Here is an 11670-nt window from a genome sequence, read left to right on the forward strand (position 1 = left end):
CGGAGAGAGGAACGTCCATGCCGCAGCCCCGCAGCATCACCCGCCGCCAATTCGGCCTCGTCGCGGCCGCCGGCCTGGCCCTGCCCGCCGGCCTGGCCAGGGCCCAGGGTGCCGGCGCCGGCTATCCAGGCAGCCGGCCGGTCACGCTGGTCGTCTCCTGGGCGCCCGGCGGGTCGACCGATTTCGTCGCCCGCGTCCTGGCGCAGGGCATGTCGGCGACGCTGCCCGGCAATGTGGTGGTGGACAACCGGCCGGGCGCCAGCGGCACCATCGGCCATGCCTCGGTCGCCCGGGCGCGGCCGGACGGCTACACGCTGCTGCTCGGCGTCAACTCCACCTATGCCATGGCGCGGCACCTCTTCCCGCAGCGCGGCTATGACGACGAGGCCGGGTTCACCGGCATCGGCCGGGTGGCGACCACGCCGATCTTCCTCTGCGTCAACAACCGGCTCGGCGTCGGCGACATCAGGGGCTTCGTCGCGCTGGCGAAGAAGGATGCGGGCAAGCTCTCCTACGCCTCCTCGGGCGCCGGCTCCTCGGCCCACCTGGCGACCGAGCTGTTCCTCCGCTCGGCCGATATCGAGGTGCAGAACGTCACCTACCGGGGCGGCGCGCCGGCGGTGCAGGCGCTGATCGCGGGCGAGGTGCAGATGGCCTTCGTCGACGCGGTCACGGCGCTGCCGCTGATCGCGGCGAAGCAGGTGACGGCGATCGGCGTGTCCTCGGCGCAGCGCAACCCGCTGGCACCGGAGATCCCGACCATCGCCGAGAGCGGCTTCCCCGGCTACGAGTGCTCCTCCGACTTCGCGCTGCTGGCGCCGGCCGGGCTGCCGGACCCGATCGTGCAGCAGCTTCATCGGGCGAAGATGGCGGCGCTGCAGTCGCCCGAGGTGGTGGAGAAGCTGCGCAACGGCTCCATCTTCCCCGATCCCGGCACGCCGGAGGCCTGGCCGCAGCAGATCAAGGCCGAGAGCGCGAAGTGGGGCGAGGTGATCAAGTCCCGCGGGATCACGCTGGAATAGCCGGACATCGCCGCGCCGCTTGCGCGGCGCTAAGCTCGGATATCGGGGGCGGGCCGCGCGCCTGCCCCGCCCTGCAGGAGACGAGGCATGTCGGACCCCGTGCCCTTCCGGCCCTTCGTGGCCGGCACCCAGCCGCCGCTTGACCATGCCGCCTACGGCAGCACGCATCTGCGCCATCCGAAGCGGGCCCTGCGCCGGCTGCCGCAGACGGTCAGCGAGACGACGGGGCCGCATTTCGCCCCGGCGCTGTTCCCCGCGATCGGCGACCTGACGAAGCAGGCCGCGGGCGCGCCGCTCGGCGAGCGGATCATCGTCGGCGGCCGGGTGACCGACGAGGATGGGCGGCCGGTGCCCAACACCATGATCGAGGTGTGGCAGGCCAATGCCGCCGGGCGCTATGCGCATCCGCGGGACACGCATGACGCGCCGGCCGACCCGAATTTCCCCGGGGAGGGGCGGGTCTTCACCGATGCGGACGGCCACTACCGCTTCGTCTCGATCAAGCCCGGCGCCTATCCCTGGCGCAACCACCACAATGCCTGGCGGCCGGTGCACATCCATTTCTCGCTGTTCGGCAGCGGCTTCGCGCAGCGGCTGATCACCCAGATGTATTTCCCGGGCGACCCGCTGCTGGCGCTGGACCCGATCTACCACGGCGTCGCCGATGCCGGGGCGCGGGACCGGCTGGTGTCGCGCTTCGACCTCGACCTGACCGAGCCGGAATGGGCGCTGGGCTACCGCTTCGACATCGTGCTGCGCGGCCGCGGCGCGACGCCCTTTGAGGATGGGGGGCACCACTGATGCCGGTCGCGACCGCCAGCCAGACCATCGGGCCCTACTGGCACCTGATCGAGCATGCGGAGATGGCCGACCTGACCCGCTTCGGCCCAGGGGAGGAGATGGGCGAGCGGATCACCGTGACCGGCCGCATCACCGATGGCGCGGGCGCGCCGGTGTCGGATGCGGCGGTGGAGATCTGGCAGGCCAGCCCGCCGCCCGATGACCGCTTCCCCGGCTATGGCCGCTGCGCCACGGATGGCGAGGGGCGGTTCCGCTTCGTGACCCTGAGGCCGGAGCCGGTGCCCGGCCTTGGCAACCAGACCCAGGCGCCGCACCTGTCCATCGTGCTGCTGGCGCGCGGGCTGATGACGGCGCTGCGCACCCGGCTGTACTTCGCCGGCGAGGCGCTGAACGAGACCGACCCGCTGCTGGCCTCGATCGAGGACCCGGCGGAGCGTGCGACCTTGGTCGCGCAGCCCGCCGGGCCCGGCACCTGGACACTGGACATCCGCCTGCAAGGCGAAGGCGAGACCGTCTTCCTCGAGGTCTGAACCCGGGGGGTTCCAAGGGCCTTTCGGCCCTTGGCGGGTGGAGTTTGAGGAGGGGAGCGCCCTCCTCAATCCATCGCCGCATGCGCCGGATCGGCGGCGACCGCCCGGGGTGGCCTTCGCATCAGCGGCAGCAGCAGCAGCATGCCCAGCGCCAGCAGCATCAGCAGGTGGAAGTCGTTGCCGTAGGCGATGATGCTGGACTGCCGCGTCACCTCGGCGTTCAGCGCCGCCGCGCCCTGGGCGGTGGACGGGTCCCAGAAGCGGTGGATGTTCGGGAGATCGAACATCCTGTTCAGCGGCGTGACATGCTCCGCCAGGTTGGCGTGCATGATCTGGGTGTTGCGCGTCAGCAGCGCCGCCAGCGCCGAGATGCCGATGGCCGAGCCCAGGTTGCGCAGCAGGCTGATCAGCGACGTGCCGTCGGTCCGCAGCGCCGGGTCCAGCGTGGCGAAGGCGACCAGGTTCAGCGGGATGAAGACGAAGCCCAGGCCCATGCCCTGGATGACGGTCACGCCCATCAGCCAGTGCATCGCTACGTCCGGCGTCCAGTAGGTCATGTCCCACAGCGTCCAGGCCAGGATCAGGATGCCGAAGGCCATGATCTTGCGCGGGTCCAGCTTCGCGGCGAGGCGCCCGGCGACGAACATCGCCGCCATGGTGCCGATGCCGCGCGGCGCCATGGCGAGGCCGGCGGTGAAGACCGGGTAGTCCGCCAGCGTCTGCAGATAGGGCGCCAGCAGGGCCGAGGTGGCGAAGAGGATGACGCCGACCACGAACATGATGCCGAGGCCGGCGACGAAATTGCGGTCGCGGAAGATGCGCGGTGGGATGAAGGGCTTCGGGAACAGCGCCATGTGGACGAGGAAGAGGTACAGCCCAAGCGCCGCCAGCGTCGCCTCGACCAGGATCTCGGTGGAGCCGAACCAGTTCAGCAATTCGCCGCGGTCCAGCATGATCTGCAGCGCGCCGACCCCCAGCGCCAGCACGCCGAAGCCGGTCCAGTCGAAGCGCCGCCCCCGCTCCGCGCCGCCCTTCGGCAGGAACAGCAGCAGGCCGATGAAGGCGAGCACCCCGAAGGGCAGGTTGACGTAGAAGACCCAGCGCCAGTTCAGGTTCTCGGTCAGGTAGCCGCCGAGCGTCGGGCCGAGGATGGGGCCCACCATCACGCCCATGCCCCAGATCGCCATGGCCTGGCCGCGCTGCTCCGGCGGGTAGATGTCCAGCATGGTGGACTGGCTCAGCGGCACCAGCGCCGCCCCGAAGGCGCCCTGCAACAGGCGGAACACCACCATCTGCTCCAGGCTCTGCGCCGCGCCGCACAGCACGCTGGCTGCGGTGAAGCCGCCGACCGAGAGCAGGAAGACGCTGCGCCGGCCGAAGCGGCCGACCAGGAAGCCCACCGGTGCGGTCAGGATGGCGGCGGCGGTGATGTAGCTGGTCAGCACCCAGGTGATCTGGTCGGAGGTGGCGGCGAGGCCGCCCTGCATATAGGGCAGGGCGACATTGGCGATGGTGCCGTCCAGCGCCTGCATCAAGGTCGCCACCATGGCGCAGACGGTGATCAGGGCGCGGTGCGGCACCGCGCCCGGCTGCGAAGTCCCGGACATGTCACGATGATCCAATCAGGTCCCGCCTGGCAGGGGCGGGGGATGCATGGCCGCGGCGGCGGCCATGCGCGCCGTCATCAGCCGCCGACCAGGTCGCTCAGGTGCCGCTCATGCCCGGTGTCGATGGACACCACGGCGCTCATCCCCGCGCGCAGCCGCGGCGCATCCTGCGGCTGCTCGACGCGGATGCGGACCGGGATGCGCTGCACCACCTTCACCCAGTTGCCGCTGGCATTCTGCGCCGGCAGCACGCTGAAGGTGGAGCCGGAGGCGGGGCTGATGCTCTCCACCGTGCCGCGCCAGGTGGTGCCGGGATAGGTGTCCACCGTGACGGTGGCGGCGTCGCCCGGCTTCACATGCGTCAGGTCGGTCTCCTTCGGCAGCGCATCCACCCAGATGCGGTCGGAGGAGACGAGCGCGAAGGCGGGCGAGGCGGCGCCGAGATACTGGCCCGGCTGCAGCGAGGAGACCTGCGTCACCACGCCGGCGAAGGGCGCGCGGATGCTGGTGTGGTCGAGCTGGCGGCGGGCCTCGCCCAGCCTGGCCTCGGCCGCCAGGTAGTCCGGGTGCTGCTCGACCGGCGCATCGGCCTGGCCGCCCAGTTTCGCCAGCTGCACCTGCGCCTGCACCTTCAGCGATTCCAGCTGCTGCTGCGCCTGGGCCAAGCCGAAGCGCGCCTGGTCGTAGGCGGCCCGGGTCACGGCGCCGGAGCCGACGATCTGCGCGGCGCGGTCATTCGTCGCCTGGGCGAGCTGCACCGCGGCTTCCTGCGCCGCCGCGTCGCGCTGGATGCGGCGGTAGTCGGCCTGCATGGCCTGCAGGTTCAGCCGGGTCTGCAGCACCGAAGCCTCGGCCTGCTGCACGGCGAAGCGGAAGGGCGCGGGGTCGAGCGTGACCAGCACCTCGCCGGCCCGCACAACCTGGCCTTCGCGCACCGCGATGCGCTCGACGATGCCGGAGACATCGGTCGAGAGCAGCAGCTTGTCGGCCTGGACATAGGCATCGTCGGTGCCGGCGTAGCGGCCGCCCTGCAGCCAGAAGGCGCCGGCTCCGAGGCCCACCGCCAGCACGCCGCCCAGCATCAGGGCGGGGCGCAGCCAGCGGCGGCGGGGCGGGGCCTGGGCGGCGGCCGTGGCGGCGTCGGCGGCGCGCTCGGCGCGAATGGAACCCTCGGGCATCGGGTCTGGTCTTCCTCAGGCGGCCTCGCCGGTCTCGGCGGCGGCCAGCAGGTTGGACTTCATCAGCAGCAGCGCCTCGATCACCGCCTGGCGCTGCGCGGGGGGCAGGCCGGCGGCGACCTCGGCGTCGAAGGCGCGGCGAACCTCGTCGATCTCGGCCAGGACGGGGTCGGCCCCGGGCGTCAGGTGCAGCCGCCAGACGCGGCGGTCGGAAGGGTCGGCGCGGCGCTCCACCAGACCGCGGCCGGCCAGGCGGTCCACCAGCCGGCCGACGGTGATCGGCTCCACCTCCAGGATCTCGGCCAGTTCCCGCTGGGTGAGGCCGCCGCAGCGGCGCAGGCGGACCAGGATCATCCATTGCGCGCGGGTCATCCCATGGGCGCGGGCGCGGCGGTCGGCCAGCGTCCGCATCAGGCGGGCGACGTCGTGCAGCAGGATGAGGAGATTGGGTTCGAGCGTATCCGGCATGTGAGCCGGGTGAATATAAGCCGCGTTATGGTCAGCCCAACCACGAACGCGGCGCGGAGATGGTCACCTCCGTGCGAGCAAGGCTGAACGAGAGAAGGCCAGGGAGGAGGTATCCTCCCTGGCCCCACCTCTTATGTTTGTGGGTCCGGCATTCGCGGCGCGGCGGCAGGCAACTCACGGAAAGCAAAGGCGGGTTTGGGGGGACATGCCGCTTCCTCCCCGATCCTGCCCCGGGTCGGCTCAGTACTCGAACTCGTAGGACAGCCCGAGCCGGTCGCCGGCCGGGCCGGTGGCGGTCTGGCCGTCCAGCTTCAGGCGCGGCGTGATCTCCACCTGCACGCCGACGCCGGTCTGGCCGCCCTGCGTGCCCTGCCGCACGCCGAGGAAGACGCCCGGCGCGACATAGCGCCCGGCCTCCACCGTCGGGCCCTGCTGCCCGCCGGCGGTGCTGCCGGCGGCGCCGGTGCCCTGGGTGCCGGAGGTGACGCCCAGCCGGTCCAGCCCCAGCAGCCCGCGCACCTTGCCCAGCGGGTCGGCCGCGCCGCCGCCGACACCGGTGAGCTGGGCGATGGCGGCGGCGATCTGCGCCAGCTCGAAGGGCGAGAGGTTGGTGGTCGGCCGGTCGAACAGCAGCCGCGCCAGCACCTCGTCCTGCGGCAGCTCGGGCGTCGAGGTGAAGCTGACCTTCGGGTCGGCGGGCGAGCCCTGGACATTCACGATGATCGTCGTACTGCCGGCCTGGGACTGGGCGGAGAGGTCGAGGGCGGGGTCGAGCGAGCCGGGCGCGAAGCCGATGGTGCCGCGGCGGAAGGTGAGCTGCCGGCCCAGCAGGTCGAGCGTGCCGCGCCGCAGCGTCAGCGCCCCGTCCGGGGAGGGCGCGTTGGTGCTGCCGCCGACCCGCACCCGCCCGCCGAGCTCCACGTCCAGGCCGCGGCCGCGGATGAAGACCTGCTGCGGGGCGCTGATGGTCAGGGCCAGGTTGATCGGCGGGCCGGGCGGCGCCGGCGGCTTCGGCGGCGCCGGCGGGATGACGCCCGGCGGCAGGCGGCCGCGCTGGCGCACATCCGGCAGGGTGGGAACGCTGGCCGGCAGGGTGGTCGGCACGCGGATCTCGGCCCGCTGGATGCGGATGTCGCCGGACAGGGTGGCGCCGCCGGTGACCGGCCCCTGCAGCCGCAGGTCGCTGCCGATGGTGGCGGTGACGAGGTCGGAGACCACCGGCCGCGCATCGCGGGCGGTGAGCGTCAGGTCGGCCGGGAAGCCCGGCGCGCCGGCATCCAGGCTGCCCTGCAGCGTGATGGTGCCGTTGCCGGCGGTGCGGCCGGCGATGCGTTCCACCACCAGCCGGGTGCCGTCGCCGATGATGCTGCCGCCCAGGTCGAAGACCCGCACGCCATAGGCGGCGTTGCGGTATTCGCCACCGGCCAGGGTGGCGCGGCCGCCGAGGCGCGGGACGCCGACCGTCCCGTCGGCGCGCAGCGCCACGGCGATGCGGCCATTCACCCGGTCGGCGCCGGCGGCGAGGAAGGGGGCGGCCAGGGGCTGCAGGTTCAGGCTGCCGTCCAACGTCCCGGCCAGTGGGGCGCGCGGGCCGAAGCCCTGCGGCAGGCGGGCGGTGGCGGTCAGGCGGCCGGCCGGGCCGGTGTCGAGATCGGCACGGAGCTGTGCGGCCTCCCCGGCCAGCGTGCCCTCCGCGCGCAGCGTCGCGGGCGGCAGGCCGCGCGCCCAGTCCGCCCCGGCACCGAGGCCGGTGCCGGTCAGCACCGCCCGGATCTCGGGCTTCGCCACCGGGCCGGTGGCCCGCAGGTCGGCATTGAGGACGCCCTGCGGCTTGATGTCCGGGGCGAAGCGCTCGGCCAGCGCCAGGGGCAGGGCGGCGATGGCGGCGGTGATGTCGGCGCGCTCCGGCCCCCAGCTGCCGCGCGCCTCGATCCGGCCGCCGCGGGCGATGGCCAGCGCGGTGGGGGCCAGGGCGATGCCGCCATCGGCCCCCAGCGTGACGCGGGTGGGGGCGGCGAGGCGCACCGACTCGCCCATCGCCTGCGCCTCCAGCGCCGCCAGCTCGACCCGGCGGGCGCCATTCTCCTGCGCGAAGCGGCCGCGGCCGGTGACGGCGCCATCGGTGGCGCGGCCCTGCACCGTCCAGTCCAGCGCGGCCGGGGTGCCGGCGGCGGTGGCGCGCAGGCTGCCCTCCTGGCCCGCATAGGCGAGCCGCGGCGCATCCAGCTTCACCTCGAAGCCCTGCTGCCCGTCCTTCGGCCGGAGGGTGGCATCGAGGGCGAGGCGGCCGCCCAGCCCCTGCACGCCGCCCAGCCGGCCGAGCGGCGCGAGGTCGCCGGCCTCCAGCGTCGCGGTGCCATCGAAGACCGGGCCGGCGGGGTCCAGCCGCCCGACCACCTGCAGCCGGGCGGGACCGAGCCGGGCCTCGCCCTGCTCGATCTGCACCACGCTGCCCTGGGGCTGGCCGCGGAAGGCCAGCGCCAGCGGCATCCCGTCCAGTTTCCCGTCCAGGGTCGCCGTGCCGCGCGGGGCGGAGGCGGGCGTGGCGATCCGGGCGTCGAGCGACAGCGCCTCCAGCACCCGCCCGGCCGCGGCGATGCGGCCGGATTGCGCCGTCACCACCAGGTCGGGGTCGGCGAGCTTGCCGCTGGCCTGCACCCGCGCCGCAAGCGCCCCCTCCGACCCGCCGCCCAGCACGGCGAGGCGGGGCAGGGAGAGGCCGGCATCGAGGGCGATGGGCTCCGCCAGCGTCCCCTTCGCGGTCAGCAGGCCCTCGGCGCCCTCGATGCGCGCATCCAGGCGCGGGCCGGGCAGGGCGGCGTCCAGCGCCAGGGTCGGCGTGGGTCCCAGCACCGCATCGGCCTGGGCGATGCCGGTGGCCAGCCCTTCCGGCCGCGCCCGCAGCGTGACGGCGGGCGTGGCGAGGCGGCCGGTGACCCGCGCCTCCGCCCCCAGCCGCGTCCAGGCGATGCCGGGCGGCAGCAGGGCGGCGAAGCGGGCGGATTCGGCGACGGAGAGGCGCAGGGTCAGGTCCGGCGTCTCGGTCGGGACGTCCAGCGTGCCGCTGGCCTCGGCGGTGCCGGCCGGCACCTCCAGCCGCAGGCTGCGGAGCGCGAGCGGCGCCGCGGCGGGCTGGTCGAGGTCCAGGGCGAAGCGGGCGGGGAAGGCGAGGGGCGCGAGATCCGGTGGCAGGAGGGGCGCCGCGCTCGCCTCCCCGGCCAGTTGCGCGCCATAGCGGCCGTCCGGCAGCGCGCGGACCGTGCCCTGGGCCGTGGCGCCGATGCCGTCGCCGAGGGCCGCGCGCAGGGTCAGGGCGGCGCCGGCGGCCGGGCCGGCCAGGGTCAGGTTCAGCGAGACCGGCCGCGCCGCCTGGCCGAGCAGGGTGGGCGCCAGCCCGCCCGCGGCCTCCTCGACCGCCAGCGTCGCATCCAGCCGGTCATCGGCTGGGGCCAGGGCCAGGTTGACGGCGACGTTGCCGGCGCGGTCGAGGCGGCGCAGCGACAGGGCGGCATCCAGCCGGCCGGAGGCGAGGCGCGCCTTGCCCTCCGCGGCGAAGGCGGCGGCCTGGCCGGCGACCGCCTCGGCGAGTTCCAGCCGGTCCACCGCCAGCCGGTCCAGCGCCACGTCCACCGGCAGGCTGGGCAGGCTGGGCAGCACATGGTCGGAGGGCGCGGCCTGCGGCGCGGCCGGGGCATTCGGGTCGGCGACGGGCAGGCGTTCCACCCGGGCCCGCGCGGCTTCCAGCAATTCCAGCCGCAGGATGCCGCGCACGAGCGAGGTGGGTGCGAGGTCGAGCCGCACATCCTCCAGCGCCAGCCAGACGCCCTGCGCGTCGGACAGGGTGATCCGCCGCGCCTGCGGCGCCGCCCGCCAGGTGCCGCGCAGCCCTTCCACCTTCAGGCCGGGCACCAGGGATTCCAGCTGCCGTTCCAGGAAGCCCGGCTGGTAGTCGCTGTCCTGCGCCGCGCCGTGCAGCGACAGGCCGAGCAGCAGCAGCAGGCCGAGGGCGAGCCGGCGCATCAGCGGGCCGCCATCAGAAGGACTGCCCGATGCCGACATAGAGGCCGAAGGGCGAGTTGTCCCGCTGCCGGACCAGCGGCACGCCGATATCCGCGCGGATCGGCCCGATCGCCGTGTAGTAGCGCAGCCCGACGCCGGCGCCGACCCGCAGGTTGGAGGTGTCGGGCGCCGAGGAGGTGCCGACCGCGCCGGCATCGACGAAGGCGACGCCGCCGATATCGCCCCAGATGCGCTGGCGCAGCTCCAGGCTCGCCTCCACCAGGCTGGCGCCGCCGGACGGCCGGTTCACCGCGTCGCGCGGGCCGATCGACTGGTAGTCGTAGCCGCGGACCGAGCCGCCGCCGCCGGCATAGAAGCGCTGGTGGCGGGGGATGTTGGGCAGGTCGGCGCCCAGCAGGGACCCGATGGTGCCGCGCGCCGCCAGGATGGTCCGCCGGTTCCCCAGCACGTCCCAGTAGGTGCTGGCGGTGGCGCGCAGCGGGGCGAAGGGCGTGCTCTCGCGGAAGGACCAGGAGGGGGTGAGGGCGCCATTCGCCCGCCAGCCCCGCGCCGGGTCCAGCAGGCTGTCGGTGCCGTCCCAGCGGCCGCCGAACTGGACGCCGGCGATCTGGTAGGGGGTGAGGGTGCCGCCCGGCGGGCCACTGCTGCCGAAATCGACCACCGGCCCCGCATTCAGCGTCAGCCGTTCGGAGAAGCGCCGCTCCAGCAGGGCCGAGGCGGTGACGGCATCGCGGTCATAGGCCTCCAGCCGCTCCCGCAGGCCGAACAGGCTGCCGACGAAGGACCATTCCGGCCCCAGGCCGAGCCCGAAGACCGAGGGGTCGCGATAGGTCCCGCCGATCCGGTAGGTGGACTGGTCGAGCCCGCCATTGGTGCCGAGGCGCGCCACCTCCGCCTCCAGCCGCAGCCGCTCCGCCCGGCCGAACAGGTTCCGGTGTTCCCAATAGATGCGGATGCTGGGGCCGTAATTGGTCTCATAGGCCGGGTTGATGCCGAAGGCGCGGCGCGGGCGCTCGCTGAAGGCGAAGGTCACCGGCAGGCGGCCCGCCTCGTCCAGCCGGTCGGCGGCGCGGGCGCGGACGGACCCGAAGGCGCCCAGCGCCATGAGGTCCCGCCGGGCGCGCTCCAGGCGCTCGGGGCTGTAGCGCTCGCCCTCGATCCGGGCGGCCTGAGCGCGGAGGAAGCCGGGATCGACCCGGGTCATCCCCTCCACCCCCGGCGCGGCGAAGGCGGCGACCGGGCCGGGGGCGAAATTCCAGGCGACATCCATCGTCCGGCGGTCATGGTCCACCGTCGTGGTCCGGTCGGCCACCACCGCCAGCGGGTGGCCGGCCGCCAGCAGCCGGTCGAGCAATTGCCGCTCGGCATCCAGCACCGGCTCGGCCCGGGCGGGGTCGCCCGGCGCCAGGCCGAAGGGACGGGCCGCCGCCTGGTCCACCGCCGCCTGCCCCGCCGGGGTCGTGGCGCGCAGGGTCAGGCCGGCGATCCGGTAAGGGTCGCCCTTCTCCACCTCGACCTTGACGGCCAGCGGCTCCGCGCCGCGGCGGGTGGCGAGGGGTTCCAGCTGCTCCAGCAGGCCGGGGGTGCCGAGGGGCGTGCCGGCCAGGGCGATGCGGCTGCTGCCCGCCCAGTAGCCTTCGGATTGCAGGGCGCGCTGCAGGCGTTCCCGGTCGCCCTCGGCCCGGGCGATGACGCCCGCCGGCGTGGTGGGCGCCGGGTCCTGCAGGGCGACGAGCTGCGACACGGCCCGGAGCGCCGCATCCAGCCGCCCGTCGCCGGTCGGCGCGATCTCCACCCGGTAGGGGAGCGTCTCGGGGTCCGGCGCCGGTTCCTGCGCCACCGCCAGGTTGGCGAGCAGGAGGAAGGGCAGCAGGAGGCGGCGGAGGCGGGCAGGCACGGATGCGGAAGCATTTTCCCGCGGGCCGGTTCCCCGCGGCACGCCGGTTGCGCTTCGGCGTGGCCGCCAGAACCCAAGCCGGGCGCCGATGCCGGCGCGCCAGCCAGGCGCCCGGCCATCCGGCGGCGGCGGCGCATCCGGTGCCGG

At 74.4% G+C, this 11670-nt stretch carries 8 protein-coding genes; 3 read left to right on the plus strand and 5 right to left on the minus strand.

The window, feature by feature from the left end:
* Positions 1–17 precede the first annotated feature (17 nt).
* The 3 genes from E2C05_RS11175 to pcaG all read left to right on the plus strand — a co-directional run bounded on the left by E2C05_RS11175 (position 18) and on the right by pcaG (position 2353).
* On the plus strand, positions 18–1022 hold the full coding sequence (locus tag E2C05_RS11175; protein WP_133219708.1) for a Bug family tripartite tricarboxylate transporter substrate binding protein: 1005 nt from the start codon (positions 18–20) through the stop codon (positions 1020–1022).
* 87 nt (positions 1023–1109) lie between these two features.
* On the plus strand, positions 1110–1823 hold the full coding sequence (gene pcaH, locus E2C05_RS11180; protein ID WP_133219709.1) for a protocatechuate 3,4-dioxygenase subunit beta: 714 nt from the start codon (positions 1110–1112) through the stop codon (positions 1821–1823).
* Positions 1823–2353 carry a protocatechuate 3,4-dioxygenase subunit alpha gene (gene pcaG / locus E2C05_RS11185; protein ID WP_133219710.1) on the plus strand — a complete coding sequence of 177 codons (531 nt, stop codon included), beginning with the start codon at positions 1823–1825 and terminating at the stop codon, positions 2351–2353. The genes pcaH and pcaG overlap by 1 nt, the downstream gene beginning before the upstream one ends.
* A 65-nt stretch (positions 2354–2418) precedes the next feature.
* Here the strand turns inward: pcaG and E2C05_RS11190 are convergent, their stop codons facing one another.
* The 5 genes from E2C05_RS11190 to E2C05_RS11210 all read right to left on the minus strand — a co-directional run bounded on the left by E2C05_RS11190 (position 2419) and on the right by E2C05_RS11210 (position 11523).
* Positions 2419–3960: a DHA2 family efflux MFS transporter permease subunit gene (locus E2C05_RS11190; RefSeq protein WP_133219711.1), complete on the minus strand. Its 1542-nt coding sequence runs from the start codon at positions 3958–3960 to the stop codon at positions 2419–2421.
* A 77-nt stretch (positions 3961–4037) separates the two neighbouring features.
* Entirely contained in the window at positions 4038–5138 is a 1101-nt protein-coding gene (locus E2C05_RS11195) for an HlyD family secretion protein (RefSeq protein ID WP_133219712.1), read from the minus strand.
* A 15-nt stretch (positions 5139–5153) separates the two neighbouring features.
* Positions 5154–5606, minus strand: a complete 453-nt coding sequence (locus tag E2C05_RS11200; RefSeq protein ID WP_133219713.1) for a MarR family winged helix-turn-helix transcriptional regulator — start codon at positions 5604–5606, stop codon at positions 5154–5156.
* Positions 5607–5846: 240 nt separating this feature from the next.
* Positions 5847–9626 (minus strand): translocation/assembly module TamB domain-containing protein, encoded by a 3780-nt coding sequence (locus E2C05_RS11205; RefSeq protein ID WP_133219714.1) that lies wholly within the window; start codon positions 9624–9626, stop codon positions 5847–5849.
* A 13-nt stretch (positions 9627–9639) separates the two neighbouring features.
* Positions 9640–11523 (minus strand): autotransporter assembly complex protein TamA, encoded by a 1884-nt coding sequence (locus tag E2C05_RS11210; protein WP_240046707.1) that lies wholly within the window; start codon positions 11521–11523, stop codon positions 9640–9642.
* Between the last annotated feature and the right edge of the window lie 147 nt (positions 11524–11670).

Origin of the sequence: Paracraurococcus ruber (genome assembly GCF_004353985.1) — a bacterium.
Classification (GTDB): Bacteria; Pseudomonadota; Alphaproteobacteria; order Acetobacterales; family Acetobacteraceae; genus Paracraurococcus; species Paracraurococcus ruber.

Coding starts and splice junctions, on each gene's coding strand:
- E2C05_RS11195 (WP_133219712.1), bottom strand. CDS start 5,138: ATGCCCGAGGGTTCCATTCGCGCCGAGCGCGCCGCCGACGCCGCCACG.
- E2C05_RS11200 (WP_133219713.1), bottom strand. CDS start 5,606: ATGCCGGATACGCTCGAACCCAATCTCCTCATCCTGCTGCACGACGTC.
- pcaG (WP_133219710.1), top strand. CDS start 1,823: ATGCCGGTCGCGACCGCCAGCCAGACCATCGGGCCCTACTGGCACCTG.
- E2C05_RS11190 (WP_133219711.1), bottom strand. CDS start 3,960: ATGTCCGGGACTTCGCAGCCGGGCGCGGTGCCGCACCGCGCCCTGATC.
- E2C05_RS11175 (WP_133219708.1), top strand. CDS start 18: ATGCCGCAGCCCCGCAGCATCACCCGCCGCCAATTCGGCCTCGTCGCG.
- pcaH (WP_133219709.1), top strand. CDS start 1,110: ATGTCGGACCCCGTGCCCTTCCGGCCCTTCGTGGCCGGCACCCAGCCG.
- E2C05_RS11205 (WP_133219714.1), bottom strand. CDS start 9,626: ATGCGCCGGCTCGCCCTCGGCCTGCTGCTGCTGCTCGGCCTGTCGCTG.